20 protein-coding genes are annotated in these 22500 nt (G+C 43.8%); 2 read left to right on the forward strand and 18 right to left on the reverse strand.

Features of this window, described 5'->3' with window-relative positions; genetic code table 11:
* Positions 1-589 precede the first annotated feature (589 nt).
* The 17 genes from AC1DBT_RS03345 to rpmE all read right to left on the reverse strand — a co-directional run bounded on the left by AC1DBT_RS03345 (position 590) and on the right by rpmE (position 17314).
* On the reverse strand, positions 590-2044 hold the full coding sequence (locus AC1DBT_RS03345; RefSeq protein WP_480018575.1) for a phosphohexomutase domain-containing protein: 1455 nt from the start codon (positions 2042-2044) through the stop codon (positions 590-592).
* Positions 2045-2175: 131 nt separating this feature from the next.
* On the reverse strand, positions 2176-3093 hold the full coding sequence (locus AC1DBT_RS03350; protein ID WP_480018576.1) for a UTP--glucose-1-phosphate uridylyltransferase: 918 nt from the start codon (positions 3091-3093) through the stop codon (positions 2176-2178).
* 189 nt (positions 3094-3282) lie between these two features.
* Positions 3283-3705 (reverse strand): metal-dependent transcriptional regulator, encoded by a 423-nt coding sequence (locus tag AC1DBT_RS03355; protein ID WP_480018577.1) that lies wholly within the window; start codon positions 3703-3705, stop codon positions 3283-3285.
* Positions 3706-3864: 159 nt separating this feature from the next.
* Positions 3865-5145, reverse strand: a complete 1281-nt coding sequence (murA, locus tag AC1DBT_RS03360) for a UDP-N-acetylglucosamine 1-carboxyvinyltransferase (RefSeq protein WP_480018578.1) — start codon at positions 5143-5145, stop codon at positions 3865-3867.
* A gap of 235 nt (positions 5146-5380) precedes the next feature.
* A complete protein-coding gene (gene atpC, locus AC1DBT_RS03365; RefSeq protein WP_480018579.1) occupies positions 5381-5806 on the reverse strand; it encodes an ATP synthase F1 subunit epsilon in 426 nt (141 codons plus the stop codon).
* A 37-nt stretch (positions 5807-5843) separates the two neighbouring features.
* Positions 5844-7307, reverse strand: a complete 1464-nt coding sequence (gene atpD, locus AC1DBT_RS03370; protein ID WP_480018666.1) for a F0F1 ATP synthase subunit beta — start codon at positions 7305-7307, stop codon at positions 5844-5846.
* Between the two features lie 11 nt (positions 7308-7318).
* A complete protein-coding gene (gene atpG, locus AC1DBT_RS03375) occupies positions 7319-8233 on the reverse strand; it encodes an ATP synthase F1 subunit gamma (RefSeq protein ID WP_480018580.1) in 915 nt (304 codons plus the stop codon).
* 6 nt (positions 8234-8239) lie between these two features.
* Positions 8240-9895, reverse strand: coding sequence for a F0F1 ATP synthase subunit alpha (gene atpA / locus AC1DBT_RS03380; protein WP_480018581.1), 1656 nt, complete (start codon positions 9893-9895; stop codon positions 8240-8242).
* Positions 9895-10368 (reverse strand): ATP synthase F1 subunit delta, encoded by a 474-nt coding sequence (gene atpH / locus AC1DBT_RS03385; RefSeq protein ID WP_480018582.1) that lies wholly within the window; start codon positions 10366-10368, stop codon positions 9895-9897. Before atpH ends, atpA begins: the two co-directional genes overlap by 1 nt.
* A complete protein-coding gene (atpF, locus tag AC1DBT_RS03390; RefSeq protein ID WP_480018583.1) occupies positions 10349-10987 on the reverse strand; it encodes a F0F1 ATP synthase subunit B in 639 nt (212 codons plus the stop codon). Before atpF ends, atpH begins: the two co-directional genes overlap by 20 nt.
* Positions 10988-11000: 13 nt before the next feature.
* The gene (gene atpE / locus AC1DBT_RS03395; RefSeq protein ID WP_480018584.1) at positions 11001-11195 is read right to left on the reverse strand and encodes an ATP synthase F0 subunit C; all 195 of its coding nucleotides are present in this window, start codon (positions 11193-11195) and stop codon (positions 11001-11003) included.
* Between the two features lie 86 nt (positions 11196-11281).
* Positions 11282-12082 carry a F0F1 ATP synthase subunit A gene (gene atpB, locus AC1DBT_RS03400; protein WP_480018585.1) on the reverse strand — a complete coding sequence of 267 codons (801 nt, stop codon included), beginning with the start codon at positions 12080-12082 and terminating at the stop codon, positions 11282-11284.
* 657 nt (positions 12083-12739) lie between these two features.
* Positions 12740-13381 carry a uracil phosphoribosyltransferase gene (gene upp, locus AC1DBT_RS03405; RefSeq protein ID WP_006303282.1) on the reverse strand — a complete coding sequence of 214 codons (642 nt, stop codon included), beginning with the start codon at positions 13379-13381 and terminating at the stop codon, positions 12740-12742.
* A gap of 100 nt (positions 13382-13481) precedes the next feature.
* Entirely contained in the window at positions 13482-13943 is a 462-nt protein-coding gene (gene rpiB, locus AC1DBT_RS03410; protein WP_061103061.1) for a ribose 5-phosphate isomerase B, read from the reverse strand.
* A 58-nt stretch (positions 13944-14001) separates the two neighbouring features.
* The gene (gene prmC, locus AC1DBT_RS03415; RefSeq protein WP_480018586.1) at positions 14002-15576 is read right to left on the reverse strand and encodes a peptide chain release factor N(5)-glutamine methyltransferase; all 1575 of its coding nucleotides are present in this window, start codon (positions 15574-15576) and stop codon (positions 14002-14004) included.
* An 8-nt stretch (positions 15577-15584) separates the two neighbouring features.
* On the reverse strand, positions 15585-16649 hold the full coding sequence (gene prfA, locus AC1DBT_RS03420) for a peptide chain release factor 1 (RefSeq protein WP_006303285.1): 1065 nt from the start codon (positions 16647-16649) through the stop codon (positions 15585-15587).
* Positions 16650-16858: 209 nt separating this feature from the next.
* Positions 16859-17314, reverse strand: coding sequence for a 50S ribosomal protein L31 (gene rpmE / locus AC1DBT_RS03425; RefSeq protein WP_006303286.1), 456 nt, complete (start codon positions 17312-17314; stop codon positions 16859-16861).
* 364 nt (positions 17315-17678) lie between these two features.
* Here rpmE and panC point away from each other — a divergent pair, with 364 nt between their 5' ends.
* On the forward strand, positions 17679-18539 hold the full coding sequence (panC, locus tag AC1DBT_RS03430; RefSeq protein ID WP_480018587.1) for a pantoate--beta-alanine ligase: 861 nt from the start codon (positions 17679-17681) through the stop codon (positions 18537-18539).
* Positions 18540-18647: 108 nt separating this feature from the next.
* Entirely contained in the window at positions 18648-19442 is a 795-nt protein-coding gene (locus tag AC1DBT_RS03435; RefSeq protein ID WP_480018588.1) for a type III pantothenate kinase, read from the forward strand.
* An 82-nt stretch (positions 19443-19524) separates the two neighbouring features.
* Here AC1DBT_RS03435 and mgtA read toward each other — a convergent pair whose 3' ends face one another.
* On the reverse strand, positions 19525-22422 hold the full coding sequence (gene mgtA, locus AC1DBT_RS03440) for a magnesium-translocating P-type ATPase (protein WP_480018589.1): 2898 nt from the start codon (positions 22420-22422) through the stop codon (positions 19525-19527).
* Positions 22423-22500: the final 78 nt, after the last annotated feature.

The raw sequence follows: 22500 nt of genomic DNA on the forward strand, positions 1-22500 counted from the left end.
CATGTGTTAGGCGCGCCGCCAGCGTTCATCCTGAGCCAGGATCGAACTCTCCATTCAAAATGAAATAAACTGAATTGATTCAGTTTTCAATCAAAATTAAGAAGTGTTTATCTTGCTCATATGATCGCTGATCTGGATTCGCTTGGTTCGAAAAAATTGACGTATAAATACTTATATAAATTCGAATTTGCTTAGCTATCTTTTATGATTTCTCAATCACAGTATCCAGTTTTCAAGGTTCAGTGTGCGCTCACTCAGACAATGTAGCGTCTGTGCGGCGCGAGGAATTACTATACGCGAAACAATTGACAATGTGCGCGAGAATTTGCGTCTTCACGTCATCGACACAATTATGGTTATAAGGACATGCGATAGAAGTAGGAGCATATAGGGTTATACCTATTATGAACTGGTGTTTTAGGGATTTGTGTGGTGGATAAGATGCAAAGGCGACAGGAAACGAAAACGTTTTATTTGAATTTGACTATCCTTTTATAAAATGCCTTCACAGTATGTACATATTTTGGAAACAATTCCTACGGTGCTGAGTTTGCAAGCACTTATCTATAGTGTTACGTGCAACAGATGATTAGAGCTTACTTTGGGCAAGCGCGTATGCTGCGCGTAAGAGCTCATTTCTTTCGGCTAGATTAGGCGCTTCGGCATAAATACGAACCGTAGGCTGCGTACGAGAAGGACGCAGCATAACCCACGAACCATCATCAAACGCAAGACGTAATCCATCTGCATGGCTTACTGCACAAGGAGTTTTTTGCGCAATACTTGCAGGATTAACACCAGGTAACATGGTAGAAAATGTTTGCATTTTGGCTGGATCAAGGCGTAAATCTTTTCGGATATAGTCCATATTCCCAAGGTCAGAACTCATCTTGGCAATAATTGTATGAAGCGGTTCGTTTCTCATTTGCAGATAGCGAATTACAAGCAGCGACGCTAATATACCATCGCGCCATATACCAAAGCGAGGAACACATATACCTGCATATTCATCACAGGCTAGTAAAACATCACCTTCGGTAAGCTCATCGGCAATGCGCGCGTAACCTACGGGCACAATACTTGTTTCGCACTTAAGCTGTTCGGCAAGTCGACAAATTCTTACTGAGCTTGCCTGTGTAGTAACCACGCGCCCATGCCCACCGCAAAAACGTACGAGAAAATCAAGAATACATGGGGCAATAAAGTGAAGCGGCACTTGCTGGGCTTCGTTATCTATTAAGCTAAAGCGCATCCCGTCACCATCATATATAACTGCTACATCAGCCTGCGCCGAGCGTAAAACCTCATAGCTGTGTTTAGTCCACGGTTTAATTGGACAAGGATGTACGCCGCCAAAATCATCGCGCGCGCCTTGGCGTGTGGTAATGACCTTACAGCCAAGAGCCTCAAACAATTCGGCAGCAATACCGCTTGTTGCTCCATGCATATTGTCAATCACAACGGTAAGCGGACGGCACAAACCATGTGGTGCCATGTTTTTTACAAAGGAGAGAATCTCTTTTTTATAGAGTTCGCACACATCTTGACGCGGAGTGTCAAACGTGCGATCAAGATCTTCTAAAGCAATTTCGCGATTGGTAAGTGCTGTGATAAGCTGTTGCGTTTCATCGGGAATTGTCTGTTCAACAAGGCCGTCAAGCTGAGACCATATGTTAGCGGCTACAAGGCCACCTCCACGTGCACGCAACACAACGCCGCCGTAAGTTCCAGCATAATCGGCACCAGAAAGCATAATTCCCAATGCGTAAGAAGAATCGCTCATCATAAAACTTATCATGGGAGTTGTTACCGCATAATTTAAAACGCGAGCATGATAGCCCTGATCGGCCATCGTCGCAGCTACAACATAGGCAAGCGTGCGCGATTGACTTCTGGTGTCATAGCCTACAAGAATGGTTGAGCGAGCTTTTTCGGCCTCATATAAATGAGCAAGCGTTAGGGCAACGCTATAAAGAGCTTGAGGTGTGAGAGCTTCATCAAACCGAGCATGCCAGCCATTAGATCCAAAATGTACAATATTCATTTCGATTACCTAAAAACATTCTGGCTCGATTGTTGCGAAATTCGACAATAACGGCCTGCATTGACATTTGCACTGCCAAATCTATAACCGTGCTGATTGTTGCCTTCATTGCCGTCTTTATAGTGCAACTGCTATAATGCCGACTTTAAAATTGAAAGAGCGTCGTCGTTAAGCGCCTCAATAAACTTTGGACGAATATCGGGGTTAAGCAGAGCTATGCGAGCATTAGTTGCTGCCCAAGCAGCTGGTGTTCCTGTGTCACAACCTTCGTTAATATCAACAACGAGTGCATACATTTCTTCTTCGGCAAGCACACGTTCCATAGCATCGGTAAGCTGAATTTCTCCGCCAGCGCCCACGCCTTGCGTTGCAAGCAGCTCCATTACGCGCGGAGTTAATAAATAACGGCCGACAATGAAAAGGTGACTGGGTGCTTCTTCGGGCTTGGGCTTTTCAACCAAACCAGAGATCTTCCAAACTGCGCCCTCTTCATCTGAAGCAGCACCTTCAAAACCTTTAAGCGTGCCCACCTGCTCACCTGCAATGATGCCGTATCTGCTCACCTGATCTTGCGGAACACAAGCAACCGCAATAACAGACGCGCCCCCGTGTTCGTCTGAAATTTGTTTCATGCGAACGCACATTTGACGGTCAGGAACAAAATAATCGCCCAACAGTACAAAAAAGCGCTCATCCTTTGTATAAGAAGCCGCACAATGAACTGCATGGCCTAGGCCTAACGGTTTATCTTGATATACAAAGTTGATGGGCAAAGACTCGGATTCTTGCACCATTTGAGCCTCTGCGTTCTTTGCGCGATCGTGTAAATAGCGCTCAAGAGTTTCGTTATGTTGGAAATAAGAATCTATCTGGGGCTTTTCGTGAGAATTAATAATAACTACGCCGTCAACATCATCGGGCTCAAGGGCTTCTTCTACCACGTATTGAATAACAGGCTTGTTAAGAACCGGCAATAATTCCTTTGGAGTTACTTTAGTAGCTGGTAAAAAGCGAGTACCAAGCCCTGCCGCAGGAATGATGGCCTTCATAGTGGTTCCTTTCTTACACGGTGATTACACCGACACACAAACACGCAGGTATTTCTTCGTGTTTTATTAGTTTTCCATAAAACAAGTATGCATAAAAGTTTATACTAAGCGCATATCATTGTGATACGATAGCACAAAACAGACAAAAGTTCTAAAGTATGCAAAAGGTTTTCTGTACGCGGCTCTATACTATTCTTCAATGGTTATGCCTTGTTTATCCAGATAGGCAAGCCATCTGTTCTGTGTGTCAGTAGAAATAGCATGCTCCATAAGGCATGCCTCATTATCTGCAGTATCGCTTGCTACACCTAAATCTTGAACCAAAAATGAACGAATCATACGGTGACAACGCCAAATATGAGCGGCGTATTCTCTACCCGTGTTAGTTAGTTGAATGCGACCATAACGATTCTGTTCAACATAGCCGTTTTCTTTGAGAACATTCAGAGCCTTATTAACGCTTGCTTTTGAAACCTCAAGCTGGTCTGCAACATCTTTTGACCGGATTCCTTCAAAAGCATTCTCTTCTTGCATAATGCGATATATTGTTTCTAAATAATCTTCACTCGCCATGGTTAAGCGATGCCATGCATTTTCTGCCGTATTAGCCATAGTCTCTCTCCCTATGCAGCGTATTCCCCATCCAATAGTGCATCGTAATACGTCTTTAGTGACATGTACCACATTTAACGAATATATTTCATTGTAATTAAAGATCTTCAACAAAACATGTCTTAATGGCTTGCTTATGCAATTGTATACATAAAATGCTTATATTTCTTCATCTTCTATCTGCATTCTTTGTATATGTGCGCCCAACGACTGCAATTTAGGAACAAAGTTTTCATATCCTCTATCGATGTGCTGAATCGCAGACACCGTGGTATAACCATCTGCGACAAGCCCTGCCATCACGAGCGCAGCACCTCCACGCAGGTCGGGCGATTTAACATCGGTCCCAGAGAAACGAGAAATTCCGTGAATTACAGCATGATGACCTTCAAGACGAATGTCAGCGCCCATACGCTGCAGCTCACTTGCAAACATAAAACGGTTTTCAAATACATTCTCGGTTACCACACAACTTGAATTGCCAAGAGCCAAAAGACACACAGTTTGTGCTTGCATATCAGTTGGAAAGCCTGGATACGGTAATGTTTGGATGTCAACAGAATTAATAGGACATTGGCGCTGAACACGTACAAAATCGTTTCCTTGTTCGATAGACAAGCCCATCATTTCGTATTTTTTAAGTACAAGCGATAAATGCTTAGGGTTAAATCCCTTAACTTCAACGGGATCTCCGCATAAGCCGCCAAGCGCAATAAAAGTCCCTGCTTCGATGCGATCACCAACCACCTTATGGCATTCAACGGGATGAAGCTCCTCGGATACTCCTTCAATCTCGATAATAGGTGTACCAGCACCTTTAATTTTTGCGCCCATTTCTTGAAGAAAGTTAGCCAAGTCAACAATTTCGGGCTCACGAGCAGCGTTTTCGATGGTGGTTACGCCTTGCGCGTGCACGGAAGCCATCATAAGATTTTCGGTTGCACCTACACTTGGGAATTCCAAAGAAACTAACGTACCGCGAAGCCCGTGCTCATCCTTTGCGTGAATATTGCCGTGGCTGATATCAAACGTAACACCTAAGGCTTCCAAGCCTAAGATGTGCATATCGATTTTTCGAGCACCGATGTTGCACCCACCTGGCATAGCAACCACCACTTTATGAAAACGTGCAAGAAGAGGTCCTAAAACAGCGGTTGAAGCACGCATTTGGGCAACAAGATGATAGGGTGCATCCCAACGATTAATATTAGTTGTATCAATTTCGAGTTCGTGCAAATTTTTTACGGTAATTTTTGCGCCTAAATAGGTAAGAACTTTTCCCATTACATGTACATCAGAAATGTTGGGGACATTAGTAAGTGTGGTAACACCAGGAGCCAATATAGTTGCAGCCATAAGTTTGAGAGCGGAATTTTTTGCTCCTTCAACAGTAACTTCTCCTGTTATAGAATAGCCGCCTTCAACACGTATGACTTCCATACTTCCTCCTTGAATATACTCATGTTCAGGTTTTAGTAAGTGCCTATGTTCATTTTACTCCCAAAATGCAGGAACACCACATTTTGGTGTAAGCAAAAAACAAGCTTAAAATATGCGTGAAGAAGAATAACAAAAGAGCATTGCATATGCAATGCTCTTACCATTTTTAGAACCATCTTATGCACAGATTAAACACGAACAGCAAAGAGTTGTTATGGACAAAACACATCGAGGGTTATTGTTGTCTTAACTTTTGCTCTTCTTTTAAAAGCATATTACACCACTTAATTTTCTGCTCGTAATAGGCACTACGATTATCGCTTTCATCCAAATTTTCGAGCGCATCAAGTGCTTTTTGTCGGGTTTCATTAACCACATCGGGATCAATATCATTTGCAAGACGAGCATGATCGGCAAGAATAATAACGCCATCAGGTGCAATTTCGGCATAACCACCCGACACAACAACGTTATCGGTACCGCCACCATCTTCGTCAAGATGATGCAGGCGCACAACGCCATCGCCCAACGAACAAATCTCATGCGCATGACCAGGCCACACGCCAAGCTCACCATTTTGTGTAACCAAAATGAGACTTTTGACGAGACCTTCATATATTAGTTTGTCAGGTCGAACAAATTGGCATGTTAACTCGGCCATTGCTATTGTATCTCCCGATTCTTGTACCAAACCCAAATTAATGCGTGCTATCTTTCATAGCTTCTGCGCGGCTACGTACATCTTCGATGGTTCCCGCATAACGAAATGCTTGCTCGGGCAAGTCGTCACATTCACCATCAATAATTGCAGCAAATGAACGAACCGTATCCTTTACCGACACATATTGTCCAGGATTGCCAGTAAACTTCTCTGCAACATGGAACGATTGCGACAGGAACTGCTGAATTTTACGAGCGCGTGCAACAACAAGCTGCTGCTCTTCGGACAACTCGTCCATACCCAAAATTGCAATAATATCTTGCAGATCTGAATACTGCTGCAAGATCTCTTGCACGGCCATAGCAACACGGTAGTGTTCCTCACCAACAATGGATGGATCAAGTGCCGAAGACGAGCTGGCAAGTGGATCGACTGCTGGATAAATACCAAGTTCGGTAATGGAACGTGACAAAACGGTTGTAGCATCGAGGTGCGTAAACGTTGTTGCAGGTGCAGGGTCGGTTAAGTCGTCAGCAGGAACATATACAGCCTGTACCGATGTAATGGAACCTTCTTTTGTTGAGGTAATACGCTCTTGAAGGTCTCCCATCTCGGTAGCAAGCGTAGGCTGATAACCTACCGCAGAAGGCATACGCCCTAACAATGCAGAAACTTCTGATCCAGCTTGAGAAAAGCGGAAGATATTATCAATAAAGAGCAGAACGTCTTGACCCTGATCGCGGAAATATTCTGCAGTTGTAAGGCCTGCAAGACCAACACGTAAACGAGCTCCAGGTGGCTCATTCATCTGTCCATAAACCAAACAGGTTTTATTAATAACGCCTGATTCAGTCATTTCTAGATAGAGGTCGGTACCCTCGCGAGTACGTTCGCCAACACCAGTAAATACCGATGTACCACCATGCTCTTGAGCAAGGTTATTAATTAATTCCTGAATTAAAACGGTTTTACCAACACCAGCACCACCAAACAAGCCGGTTTTTCCACCACGAACATAAGGCTCAAGTAAGTCAATGGACTTAATGCCCGTTTCAAAAATTTCGGTTTGAGTAGTTAACTCATCAAATGCAGGCGCTGGATGATGAATAGGATAATAGTCAACGTCGGAAGGAATGCCCTTACCGTCAACAGGCTCGCCCATAACGTTCCATACACGACCCAATGTAGACTTACCCACAGGCATCATCATAGGATGACCTGTATCGTGTACTTTAAGACCACGTTGTAAGCCGTCGGTAGACGACATGGCAACCGTGCGCACTACGCCTCCAGGAAGCTGCGATTCCACTTCCAAAATGGTTTTGACACGACCTTGTGGCGTTTGGGCGTCAACTTTAAGTGCTGTATAAATGTTAGGGAGCTCTTTTGAGAACTTAACATCTACAACAGGCCCTACAATACGAACAATAACACCTTCACCAACACTGCGGTTATGCTGATTACGCGCAGCGTTCTCTAAAAGCGTATGTTCATCATTCATAACTTGTTCCATTAGTTGTCCTCCAATGCGGAAGCACCACCGATAATTTCATTGAGCTCAGTTGTAATCGCTCCTTGGCGCTCACGATTATACGTGCGTGACAAGCTGTTAAGCATATCTTGAGCACTATCTGTAGCCGATTGCATAGCTCGACGTCTGGCACCGTGTTCGGCAGCAGCGCTATCAAGCAATGCATGAAAGATAACCGTTTTAAGATATGCCGGCATCAAATCATGAAGTACAACTTGTGCTGACGGCTCAAAATCATACATGGTATACGCCTGCGGCTTTACGGTAGACACAGCCTTTTCGACACGAGGGTTATTAGGCATGCGCAAGCGTTCACGGCTTACTGGCAAAAGCTCCTCATACACAGGTACCTGGTCTACACGGTTTTTAGCATGCCAATACATAAGCATAACACGATCTATGCTTTGCTCTGTATAGCCATTCATAACAAACGAGGCAATACGATCGGCCTCATCGCTTGTTGGCTCGGACGAAATTCCTACAAAGGAAACATCGGGCTTAACACCGCGAAACGTGAAATACTCGGTTGGCTTTCTACCGCACGTAATAAGTGACGTACCAACACCTTTTGCATGGAGCGCCTTCATACGATGCTCAACTTCATGTTGAAGCTGTAAATTGAAACCTCCAGCCAAACCGCGATCAGATGCTATAAGAATAAAAAGAACGTTCTTTTCTTCTTCATGAGTAGCCAACAGCGGCTGCGATGTATCAAAATGAGCGCATGCAACATGAGATAACATATTAGTAATAGCATCCTTATACGCAGCAGCAGCCTCGGCATTTGCAAGCGCATGCTGAATACGCGCCGTTGAAATCATCGACATCGTGCGTGTAATCTGCATGGTCGACGTAATCGAATTCATACGTCTTTGTAACTCACGAAGATTTGCCATAAGACGCTACTCCTGCTCTGCGCTTTGCTCGGCTTCTTCGGCTTGAGCTGTATATTCTGCCTGCTCCATAACGTCTACTGAAACCTCTTTATTTGGATGCTTAAGCATAAACTGTGCTTTAAACTCTTTGAGCGCTGCTTTAATCTGTGCTGCAAGCGCATCGTCGATCTTTTGCACAACAACTTTTTGACGAATATCGTCATGCTCAAGCTTCATAAACTTTGCCAGCTCGTCTCTAAAGAGTGGAACATGAGCAAGGTCAATATCATCGAGGAAATCTTCCTTAGCGGCATAAATGGTAAGAACTTGATCTGCTACCTCAAGTGCATGATAACGAGGCTGTTTAAGCATTTCGGTCATGTGCGCACCATGAGTAAGCTGATACTGTGTGGTAGCGTCCAAATCGGAACCAAACTGCGAGAATGCCTGCTTTTCACGATAACTTGCCAAATCAAGACGAAGCGTACCTGCAACTTGCTTCATAGACTTAATCTGCGCAGCTCCACCTACACGAGATACAGAAATTCCAACATCTACAGCAGGACGTTGTCCCTGGAAGAAGAGGTTAGACTGCAAATAAATCTGACCATCGGTAATAGAAATAACGTTGGTTGGAATATAAGCCGAAACGTCGCCCTCTTGAGTCTCGATAATAGGAAGTGCCGTAAGCGAACCTGCACCACGTGCATCGCTGAGCTTGCACGCACGCTCAAGCAAACGAGAGTGAAGATAGAAAATATCACCAGGATATGCCTCACGTCCAGGTGGACGATGCAATGTTAACGACATTTGTCTATATGCAACAGCTTGCTTTGACAGGTCGTCATACACAACAAGCACATGACCACCAGGGTGGTTTTCATCTGCAGGATTACCATTGATATCGTTATACATGAAGTATTCACCGATAGCAGCTCCCGACATAGGCGCAATATATTGCAAAGGAGCCGAATCGGCTGCAGTTGCAGCTACGATAATTGTTTTATCAAGAACACCTTTTTGATGAAGCGTCTCACGAATAGAAGCAACAGTTGATGCTTTTTGGCCAATAGCAACATAAATGCAAATCATATCGGTGTTGAGCTGGTTAACAATTGCATCAATAGCGATGGCTGTTTTACCTGTTTTTCTATCACCAATGATAAGCTCACGTTGGCCTCGGCCAATTGGAACCATAGCATCAATTGCCAAAAGACCCGTTTGCACTGGTTCACAAACAGGCTGGCGTTCCATAATCCCTGGTGCTTTAAATTCAATAGGACGTTCATGCGTAGTTGGAATTGCGCCCAAACCATCAATAGGAACACCAAGCGGGTTAACCACGCGGCCAAGCATAGCGCGGCCAACGGGAATAGACATAACGTGTCCTGTCGTACGACACTCGTCACCTTCACGAATTGAGTTAACGTCGCCAAATAAAACGGCTCCAATTTCGTCTTCGTCTAGGTTTTGCGCAAGACCGTACACGCTTTTGCCCGAGGATGAGCTTGTAAACTGCAACAGTTCGCCTGCCATGGCTGCTTTAAGACCCGAGATATGGGCAATACCATCGCCGACCTCGGTAACAACTGATGCTTGTTGGCGATCTACGGTTGCATTAATTTGTGAGAGCTGACGACGAAGCCCGTCAATTATAAGGTCTGAACTTATTTTGTCAGTCATTACATCTCACTTCCCGTGTACGTTTGAGAAAGTTTCTTTCTAATAGTTGCAAGCTGAGAGCGAACAGACGCATCATAGCGATTGCCCTTTACCTCAACGATAAGACCACCGATAATGGATTTATCAACACGTTCTACGAGGAAAACAGGGGCTTTTACAAGCTTGGACATATAGTCACAAACCTTGTTGCGAAGTTCGTCATCCAAAGCAACAGCAGTGATAACCGTAACAAAAACCGTATTGTCATGCGTATCCAAAATATGCTTATACACGTTTTGGACATTGGTTACCAAACCAAGATCGTCTGCATCGTACATTGCACGAATAGTTTCAAAAACCTCCGAAGAAAACTTAGCGGCGTGTTTCCACTGCACCAGGTCATCATTTACGCGACCCTCCTTTTGTGCAGCATCCATCAATGCACGCGCGTATTCCTCAGATTTGCGCTCGTCGCTATGCTTGCTCTTCGTCATGTTTTGCACCTACCTCATGGAGGTAATGTTCTGCAAGATCTCGTTGCTGTGCTTCACTTAAACTGTTTCCAATAATTTTGCCTGCAATTTCTACCGACAAATCAACAACAAAGCCAGAAAGCTCAATCATTGCCTTATGACGCTCTGTGGTAATTGCATCACGTGCTTTTTCGATAAGACCCGAAGCATTACGCTGCGCATCAGCAAGAATGTGCTCGCGTTCTTGTTCGGCTTCACGCTTTGCCGTTGCAATAATTTCGGCAGCTTTAATTTGTGCATCGCCGATTGTTTTAGCGCTTTCTTTACGATCTTGCTCTGCTTTAAGCTTTGCCTGTTCGGCGCTATCAAGATCGCCTTTAATTTTTAGCTCGCGCTTTTCCATCATTTTTACGATAGAGGGCCACGCAAAACGAGCCATAATAAACCAAATGACTAAGAAAGCTGCAAGTGCCGGCAAAAATTCTGCAGGCTTAGGCAGAAGGATATCCGCTCCACCAGGTGTGGTTGCAAGCGCAGAAGTTGCGCCGCACACCGAAGCTCCAAGCATCATCGAAACAGTGGCACCTGCAGTTTTGGTAATCAACGAGTGATTGTATAATTTCATGCCTTTACCTGACATTCTTGGTACATCCTTATTTAACAATAAGAGTTACAACAAAGCCGATCAGTGCCAATGCTTCAATAAATGCAGACGCAAGAATGAAGGTGGTAAACAGACGACCCTGTACTTCTGGTTGGCGAGCCATAGATTTCATTGCACTTGATGCTGCCAAACCGATTCCTCCTGCAGCTGCCAAAACACATACTGCATATCCGAAAATACCCACAGTTCCTCCTTTTTCATTCGTTCTTTTATGAACGAGTCCACATCAATCGGCGCGTACAACAAAGCGCGCCAATATGTAATGCCCGACTAATGCTCGGATTCTACCAATTGAATATAGACGGTAGAAAGCAGCGTAAATACATATGCTTGAATTACTGCAACAAGTATTTCAACCATATATATAGCTAACAATACTCCAACCCAAAAAATTGATGTTGAAGCGTTTGCCATTGTTTGAACGGTAACATCTTGCAGCATGGGCTCAACAAACAGCGCAGCAAGCACTGCAAACGTACCCATAACAACGTGTCCTGCAAACATATTACAAAATAAACGAACAGCCAAGGTAATAAGACGTAAAAACGTAGAGAAAGCTTCGATTATGCCTAAAAGCAGCTGTAAAGGAAGCGCAACTCCTTCGGGAGCTAGGCTTTTGATGTAACCCCATACTCCTTTAAGTTTACAACCAACTACAACAAAATAGCAAAACGAGCAGGTTGCAACAGCAATGGTTACACCCATAGTCCCCGTTCCAGGTTTACAACCAGGAATAAGTCCCATCAGGTTATTAAATAAGACAAAGAAAAAAACTGTTGCAAGAAAAGGAAAGTGTTTTTTCCACGTTGCGCCTAGCACACTTTTGCACATGTCATTTCTAACAAAGTCAATAGCGAGCTCAACAAGATTTACAAACCAACCGTGAGGAACAAAACTCTCCGCTTGACGTTTTTTAAACTGAAATATAACAACAACATAGACGATGATTGCAACAAACATCCAAAAAATGTACTGCGTCATACCCCATGAACTTGAACCAAAAACCGTCTGAGCCATAAAACTGTTAATAAGCTCATCCATAGCTTCCGATAAGTTAGACAGCGGATTCATTGTTCACCCCTTTTCCTTTTACCTGCGTATGCTTAAACCTACAGCATACATACATTGTCTCAATAAACCAACATACTACAAAGCCACATACAAGTGCGACACCAAAATAAAACGCCGATGCCAATTCGTATATGTACACAATAATCATGCTTATAACAAGCACTACGAATGAAACTATAGTACTACCAAAAGCCCATGCGCTTCGCGTTTTTACATCACGCGTAGACCGATAACATATTTCAACCACGATAAGGGACGAAAGAGTAACCACAACCGACCATATAAAGCCCACTAAAATTGTTGTAAACTCATCCATATTTGGTCTTTCCCTTATGCAATACTTAGGCGTAATATACATTAGTATACAGCCGCGCAAAGCACAAATACATACGGTAACAACCAATTCCTTAACCAAGTTTAGAAAGTCTAGTCTTATCTTTTAAGCTTGTCCATTACCTGAAAGCATTATCACGCATTTGATACAAAATGTGCACATATACACGTATACCTATAATGACATATGCATTATAGGTATACTTAAAATGCTAATCATTTGATCAAAATGAACAGGTAAAGTGCACAAACGAGTGTATGGTTGCATCAAAACACAACACGATAGATGCTCTCAAAACAATATACAACTTGCGCTGTGCTCTTTTATTTAGTTCCGTAAATACGATCGCCCGCATCACCTAAGCCAGGAAGAATATAGGCATGTTCATTAAGCTGACGATCAAGAGCGCACGTAAACAGGCGGACATCCTTATCAAAGTCAAGCGTTGCTTTAACGCCCTCGGGTGCAGACACCAAGGTGAGCGCGCGAATATCTTTTACACCTGCCTCGCGCAGAAAATGAATAGCGGCGGTAAGAGAACCTCCAGTTGCAAGCATAGGATCGACCACTAAGCAGGTACGGTTTTCGATATCCTCGGGGAACTTGCAATAATACTGATGAGGTTCATGGGTATCGGGGTCTCTATACATACCAACATGCCCAACGCGCGCAGACGGAGTAAGTTGCAAAATACCATCGACCATGCCCAAACCAGCACGTAAAATTGGAATAATGGCAACTTTTTTGCCCGAAATCTTTTTACAGTGAGCAACTTCTAATGGAGTTTTAACGTCGACGTCTTCCAAAGGAAAATCACGCATGGCTTCATAGCCCTCAAAAATAGCAAGCTCACTTACCAGCTCGCGAAATTGTTTGGTTGACGTATTTTCATCGCGAAGAAGATGCAATTTATGCTGTACAAGTGGATGATCAATAATCGTAAAACGTTTGCTGTCAAATTCCATGATACGTCCTTTCTGACGTGCTCTGTGCAAGTGGAAACAAACTTCCACCTGTTATGATAACCAACTATCAAGCGCGTAGGCTGGCTTTGCAAACCTTGAGTTACGCGCACACACCGCAAAATGCATCGTCATCTTCGCGCATAATTTTATCAACACGGCCAGCATGACGGCCACCTGCAAACTCGGTGGTAAGAAACTCTTTAACAATATCGCGATTTATTTCGTACGGGGTAAAACGACCCGATATGCAAACAACATTTCCGTTGTTGTGCTCGCGGAACAAATGGGCAAAATGAGGCGTTTGAATGCAGCTTGCACGAACGCCTTTAACTTTATCTGCAGTTATAGCCATTCCAATACCAGTGCCACATATTAAAATACCTCGATCTGCTTTTCCTTGTGCAACATAACGTGCAACTTTATCAGCAAAATCGGGGTAATCACAACGAGTGTCTGTTGTAGGGCCTAAATCAATAACTTCGTAGCCAAGCGATGTAAGCCATTCAACAAGCGCGGGTTTTTGCTCGAAACCAGCATGATCTGAACCGATGGCAACTTTCATGATGCAGCCTTTCTATAAGTATGTACAATTTTTCTACGCTTATAGCGTACCACTATGCTTAGGCGTTAAGTGCCTCCATAATATCATGAGGATCAATTGCACCAATTCTTAAAATTTTAGGAGTTGCTTGTGTGCAATCAACAATAGTTGAAGCAACTGCCAAAGGCGCAGATCCTGCATCAAGCACCAAATCAACCTCATCTATCAGACGGTCTTCAAGCGTTGCTCCCGAAATAGCTGCATCAGCACCGTGTGTATTTGCGCTGGTAATAGCCAACGGACATGACAGCTTACGTGCAAGCGCGCGAACAACATTGGAGTTTGGCAAACGCAGAGCAATAGTTTTATTATCCGCGTGAACGTATTCTTGAGGAACGTCATCACATGCTTTTACCACCAAGGTCAAAGCGCCAGGCCAAAACGTATGCGCCAACTTTTGTGCCCATGCAGGGACATCTACTGCATAGCGCATAAGGTCGGACTCATCTCCTATAAGCCAGGGAAGCGTTTGTCGAAGATCTCGATGTTTAATTTCAAAAGTTCTCTTATGTGCCGTGTTATGAGGCAAAGCAACACAACCTATACCATACACAGAATCGGTGGGGGTAATAATGACACCTTCGTGTGCAAGAACATCGGCCGCCTTATCAATAATCTGTGGATCGGGATTATTCTGGTCAACCTTTACAATCTTGTTTTCACGTTGGGCTTTTAACTGGTGTTCCTGCGTGGTCATAGCTCCAAAATCTCCCTTTAACCGAGCAACCAAAAAACGCTTGCGATGTGTAAGGTCGCGCTCAATATAAACTTTTTGCCAAACGCCTGAAGCAACACAGAGTGCCTGCGCCTTATCAACATTATCTTCAAAAAGCTCAACACATAACATACCACCAGGGCGCAGCATATGTGGCGCCGTTTCCAAAATTTTTTGAAAGATATCAAGACCGTCTTTGCCCCCATCTAAAGCAAGATGAGGCTCAAACAGAGAAACTTCAGGTGGTAAAGTTTTCACCACCGAGGTTGGAACATAGGGAGGATTGGAAATAAGCAAGTCAAATTGGCCATAATAAGAAGGGTCAACGCCTTGCGCAATGCTACAAGAAACAAACGTTACGCGATGCTCCAAATGAAGCGCCTTGCAATTACGTTGAGCTAACTCTAAGGCATCTTCAGAAACATCGGTAGCAAGAACCGTACAGCTGTCCACCTCGGACGCAAGCGATAAAGCAATACAGCCACTTCCTGTTCCTATTTCTAGTGCGCGAGGCTGACGATGATATTCATGAGCCTCTTTAAGTGCAGCGATTCCAATATCTACCAAAACTTCTGTTTCGGGACGAGGAATCAAAACACCAGGCTTGCATTGCATAATAATATGTCTGAACGGCATCTCTCCCGTAATATACTGAAGAGGTTTTCCCTGAGAGCGCTCTTCTACACGCTTGTGCATAGCGCTCAGTTGGTTTGCATCTAACACTTGATCATAGTGTAAATAGAGCTCAACGCGAGAAAACCCCATAACAGAACTTAACAGTATTTCTGCTGATAAACGAGGATGTTCATCATGCTTTTTGGTTAAGTAGGCTGTTGTCCACAAAAGAATTGATTTGATAGTCCAGACAGTTTGATTCATACGTTTATTTACACGGCTTTTGCAAGTTTTTCGGCACGCTCGGCTGCAGCAAGGGCTTCGATGATAGAAATAAGCGTATCTCCAAGCAGAACACCGTTATACGTTGCATTAAAACCAATACGATGATCGGTTACACGATCTTGCGGCTGATTGTACGTTCTGATTTTCTCGGAACGATTGCCATGTCCAATTTGTGAAAGACGCGCAGCGCCCTGCTCTTCTTGCTGTTTTTCGAGCTCCATCTCATACAGGCGAGCACGTAACATTTGCATACAAACTTCTCGGTTTTGAATTTGAGAACGCTGATCTTGCGACTGTACAACCGTATTTGTTGGTAGGTGCGTTATACGAACAGCAGAATACGTAGTATTGACACACTGACCACCAGGGCCTGACGCGCAATAGGTGTCTATGCGTAAATCGGTGGGATCAATTTGAATATCAATTTCGTCGGCTTCAGGTAAAACGGCAACCGTTGCGGTTGAAGTTTGGATTCTACCTTGGCTTTCGGTTTTTGGAACGCGCTGAACACGATGTACACCTGACTCGTATTTCATAACAGAATATACTTTTTCGCCCAGCATTTTAAATTCAATGGTCTTAAAGCCGCCCACTTCTGAAGGGCTCGACGAGAGAATCTCAACTTTCCAATTTTTACTTTCAGCAAAGCGCTCGTACATTTTGTACAGATCACCAGCAAAAATAGCTGCCTCATCTCCGCCAACACCTGCGCGAATTTCTACGATAGTATCTTTTTCATCGTTGGGATCGCCCGGAATAAGCATGATCTTAATTTCGTCTTCAAGCGCTGGAAGCTTCTCTTCGTTTGCAGCAATATCTTCCTGCAACATTTCTCGCTCGTCTGCATCGGCATCGTGAAGCATTTCTTTAGCTGCTTCAATGTCATCAAGTGCTTGAAGATATTCGCGTGCACGCGCAACAAGATCGCCTTGGCGTGCGTGCTCTTTTGCTATACGAGCATATTCTTTTGGATCGGCAACAATTGCAGGATCGATCATTTTCTTTTCAAGCTCGGCATAAGCGGCAATGAGCTTTTCAAGTTTGTCACGCATATGAGCTCCTCAAAGCTGTAACGAAGAACATAAAGTTAGGTACAAAAGTAGGTACAAACTACTATATGCCCAATAACAGATGGATGCTTGCAATATCTACAAGTTCACTAAGAAAATTTCTCTGAAAAAAGAGCACCTTCTTATTCAGATAGGTGCTCCTGATACCGGCATATGTAAGTTCGGTAGGTTAACAGAGCGCAAAACTGCTGTTATTCAGCATCCTTTGCTGCGTCTTCTGTTTTATCGGCAGCTTGCTCAACTGCATCTTGAGCAGCAGCGGCGTCTGCCTGTTGCTTTGCAGCTTCTTTAGCTGCTTTAGCTGCAGCACGCTTTTCAAACTCAGCAGCACGCTTTGCTTTTTTAGCAGCTTTTTCTTCGGCAGCAGCTTTTTGAGCAGCAGCTTCTTCTGCAGCTTTAGCAGCTTTTGCCTCTTTAGCTTCTTGAGCAGCCTTAAGTTGAGCTGCAGCAGCTCCACCGAATTTGTTAGAGAAGCGCTGAACACGTCCACCGGTGTCAACGAGCTTTTGTTGACCGGTATAGAACGGGTGGCACTTATCGCATAAATCGATAGTAAGCTCAGATTTAGTAGAGTGTGTTTGCCATGTATTACCGCACGTGCAGCGTACCGTGCACTCTACATAATTTGGATGAATACCTTGCTTCATGACAGGACTCCTTCTTGTTTGCCTGGTTTCCGATCAGGCTTGGATGTCATCTTCATCTGCTTGAGCACATGAAGATAAAAAGCCTTATCAGTTTAGCAGAGTTTTGTATATTTGTCGCCAAAATTAATTTTTAGTGCGGGCGGCTTGCTAAATCACATAGTTTCACCACGTTTAGGTGCGCGTGGTGGTGCGAGAGGTACGACGCTCATACCGATACCCCGCATGAGGTTTCTAAAGATAGCCTCACATGGTAAAATGAGCTCGATTTTAGACAGTAGATCCTCTTACTGCAAATCATGAGTGTACGCGCATATAACGTGCGCAAGTTTTATTACAACACGATGTGTCACATAAAGGAGTTCACATGAACGTTGTCAGCACAATTTGCGAAGTAAGAAAGATAATTGCTCAACAAAAAGCACAAGGCAAAACAATTGCACTTGTTCCTACCATGGGTTTTCTCCACGAAGGCCATGAGAGTCTTATAAAACGCGCCTCAGCTGAAAATGATTTTGTAGTTGTATCAGATTTTGTAAATCCCACACAATTTGGTGTGGGTGAGGATCTTGAAAGTTACCCGCGTGATCTAGCGCGCGACTGCGCCTGCTGCGAACGCGCGGGCGCAAGCCTTTTATTTAATCCAAAGCCAGAAGAAATGTATCTTCCTCACGCATGCTCGTATGTGAGTGTTGAGGGGCTTACGCAGGAATTATGTGGCCTTTCACGCCCCATTCATTTTAGAGGCGTATGTACGATAGTTTCAAAACTTTTTAACATCGTCCAACCAAATCGTGCGTATTTTGGACAAAAAGATGCACAACAGTTATCTGTTATTAAGCGTATGGTCAAAGATCTTAATTTTGATATAAAAATTATTGGATGCCCTATTATTCGCGAGGCAGATGGCCTAGCAAAAAGTTCGCGCAATACGTATCTTTCTCCAGATGAACGCAAGGCTGCACTTTGCCTGTCAAAAGCTATTTTTGCAGGTCAAGATATGGCACAGCGAGGAATTCGTAATGCGCAAGAAATTGTGGGCGCTATGCGAAACATAATTGAAGCCGAGCCACTTGCACGTATTGATTACGTTAAAATGGTTGATTTTGACACGATTACCAAAATTACGGAAATTGAACAAGACAAAACAGCTTTATGCGCGATTGCAGTATACATAGGGAAAACTCGTCTTATTGATAACTTTATCTTTCGGGCAAGCGATAACTAATACTCAACGCACAAAGTGCTACCTATAAGGACTTACCTACATAAGATGTTGCTGTTTTAATGCTTGTATAAAATTATGAGCACGTCCCTTAGAGAAAGAACTTGTCCCATGCTGCTTGCAATTGATGTTGGAAATACACAAACAAATCTTGGTCTGTTTAATGAACAAGGAACGCTTATTCATCTATGGCGTATGGCTACAACATCGAGTAATACCCCCGATGAGCTCCAAATGCATTTGGATGGGTTTTTTCGTATGTCAAACGTAGACCTAGGCCACATATGCCATGTTGCAATCGCAAGCGTGGTACCTTTACTTACGCAACAATGGTCACATGCGATGAAACGCATCTCTCAAAGCGCTGATGTCTACGTTATTGATGCAACACAAGACTGTGGTATACCAATCTGTGTTCCTCATCCCCATGAGGTAGGTGCCGATCGCGTTGCTAATGCGGTAAGCGCGTATAACACGTATGGACCCTCGTCTATTGTTGTCGACTTTGGGACTGCTACTAATATTGATATTGTTGATAAACGGGGAAGATTTTGCGGTGGCGTTATTATGCCTGGACTTTTGCTTTCGGCGCATGCCCTGTTTGCACGTGCTGCAAAATTATCAAGCGTGCCGTTAGTGGTGCCGTCGGCAACCATAGGAACTACTACCGAAACCAATATACAATCAGGAATTATTATTGGTGCTGCAGCACAGGTTGAAGGTATGGTAAGTAGAATAAAAGCTGAGCTTGGCGAGCCAAATGCCCATGTAATAGCTACGGGAGGCTGCGCAAACATGGTGGCTGGAGCAACCACCTTATTTGAAAGCGTTGACCTGGATCTCACCGTTCGCGGTATCTACCAAATTAGGACATGGCACGCAAAACATAGTGAGCATACAAGATAACACGTACACCATAATGCATGCACGATAATGCACTTCGCCCAACACAAAGACACATTATCGTGCATGAAAATACGTGCTAAACCTAGAGCAACTCACCATAATGGTGAATATACAGTTTTTTGCAGAGTGTTGTGAGTACCATGTACAACAAGACACATATCGCTAAATATGCAAAGAAGATCAAAGGTAGAGGACACAATCCCAACACAGATCCCAATGGCGAAAACGGTATCAGCGTTAGAAGAGCAATAGCGCACGAAGTACACAAAGTAAGTTGCCACGATGCATTACTTTGAATAAACGGTATCTTTGACGTACGAATCATATGAATAACCAGCGTCTGGCTCCACATAGACTCAACAAACCAGCCCGTTTGAAAAAGCATGCAATATGCAGCTCTTACATGTGCAAGTTGCGCGCCGCTATATACGCTTGGTAAATCCCACCATACAACACCGCCTGATACGCAAAGCGGGCATATCACTAAAAACATAACGGCAAACGTAAGCACATCAAAGATTGAGCTTATAGGTCCAAAACAGATCATGAATTTACCGATGGATGACGCATTCCACGCACGTGGGCGCTCGATCATCTCGCGATCTACCCCATCCCAAGGAATAGCTGTGCAGGAAAGATCATAAATAAGATTCAGCAAAATAAGCTGGATACTTTGCATAGGCAAAAACGGAAGCATTGCAGAAGAAATAAGTACCGAAAGCACATTACCAAAGTTAGAAGATGCTGTCATCTTTATATATTTCACCATATTGGCAAACGTTTTTCTACCGCCAATAATACCTTGCTCTAAAACGCCTAGATCCTTTTGTAGCAGAATGATATCAGCCGACTCTTTTGCCACGTCAACCGCACTATCAACCGATATTCCAATATCGGCTTGTTTCATAGCAGCTGCATCGTTAATGCCATCACCCATATACCCAACGGTGTGACCACATTCGCGCAAAACACGCACGATACGAGCCTTTTGTTCGGGCGTAAGCTTTGCAAAAACAGTAGTTGTTTGTGCGCGTTCACAAAGCTGTGTATCGCTTAAATCTTCAATATCGCTGCCTTCAAGAATGGAGCTCACTTCCAAACCTACGGCTTTGCAAATAGTACGCGTAACCTGCGTGTTGTCCCCCGTCAAAATCTTGGTGGTTACACCATGGCTACGAAGAGCTGCCAATGTAGAGGCAACGCTTTCTTTTGGTGGATCAAGAAATGCAAGGATTCCTAAAAAGCACATCGAACATTCGTCACTAACGTTAAACGCGCCAACAGGTGATGGATTGTCTTTTACCGCAAGCGCAAGGACTCTAAATCCGCGGTCATTAAGGCAAGATACCATGTGTAAAATCTTTGTTTTTACCTCAGCAGTAAGGTCTTTCACGGCGTCTTCGTCTCTCACCTGCGTACAAATTGAAAGCATTTCTTCAACAGCACCTTTAGTAACCATCACCGTAGTGCCTTCGGAGCCCCTTACAACAACAGATAAGCGACGACGCTTAAAGTCAAACGGTATCTCATCAAGCTTGGTATACGCTTCTGAAAGATCCTCAAGCTCTTTATCAGCGGATTCCACTTCTTCAGTTTTCTTAATAATGGCTGCATCCATAAGATTTTTGTATCCCGTTTGGAAATAGCTATTAAGATATGCACTTCTTAATACGTGTAAGTCATCTTTGCCGTGAATGTTCAAATGATATTCAAGTACCACGTCGTTTTGAGTAAGCGTGCCTGTTTTATCGGTGCAAAGAATATCCATAGCACCAAAATTTTGAATAGAATTGAGATTCTTTACAATGGTCTGCTTTTTGCTCATTAAAACGGCGCCTTTGGCTAAGCACGTGGTAACAATCATGGGAAGCATTTCTGGTGTTAAACCTACCGCCACCGAAATTGCAAACAGCGATGCTGCCACCCAATCGCCTTTAGTAAAGCCATTGATCATCAATACAATAGGCACCATAACCAGCATAAATCTAATGAGAACCCAGCTTACCGCGTTAACGCCTTTTGCAAAGCTTGTTTGGGGATCTTTTTCATCCAACGCACGAGTCATGCTTCCAAAAAGCGTATGAATGCCGGTAGACACCACAATTGCCCAACCGCTTCCAGATATAACATTTGTCCCCATAAAAGCAATATTGACGTAATCGGTTACACTCGCTTGGCGCGCTTGTGTTGCGGCAATTTTTTCTGCAGGTTCGCTTTCACCCGTTAAAGATGCCTGATTAACAAACAAATCGTGAGTTTCGATGAGGCGAACATCTGCAGGTACCATATCACCCGTGCTTAAATAGATAAGATCTCCTACAACTAATTCGTCCAAAGGTATTTCACGCGCAGCAGTCTCGCGATGCACAGGCTGCTCGTTTGTGGGCTGGTCTGTATCGTCTTTACGAAGAACAGAACAGGTAGTTTTAATCATCACCATAAGCTGATGAACGGCATTATTACTCTTAAGCTCTTGAATAAAGCGCAGCAATCCCGAAATGGTTACCATAACAACAATAATGACAACTGTTGTGTAGCTGCAATCATCGGGTGTTTGACCAAACATTGAAAGCAACGGGAACACAACATCGTTAAGCCCAGATATAATTGCCAGCACACATAATATAGCGGTAAAGGGATTGATAAACGCTTCTATAAGTTGATGAATTGGGCTTTTTTCGCGCTTATGCGTAATGTAATTGGTACCGTAACGCGCACGATGATTGATGACCTCACGCGCAGTCAAACCTTCTTGCGAGCTTTGTACATAGCTCAGCACCGCAGTTTTACTGTGCGTAGCCGCAAATGTAAGACGCTCTTCGTGCGAAACGTCTACCGTATTTTTCTGAGATGAACCACTACCATCAAAACGCTTACGTTTTGAAATAATTGCATGAGTATCTTGAGATGAAAATGTTTGAGATGACGATAAGGTCTTACGCGTATTAATGCGTTTGACAGTGCTCCAGATGTTCTTCATAAGCATCAACTCCTGTGTCACATGTATATGTGACCATCAGGCAAAGATGAGATATATGCACTTCTTTGCAACTATTTA

This window comes from Fannyhessea sp. C0108B2, assembly GCF_056583915.1.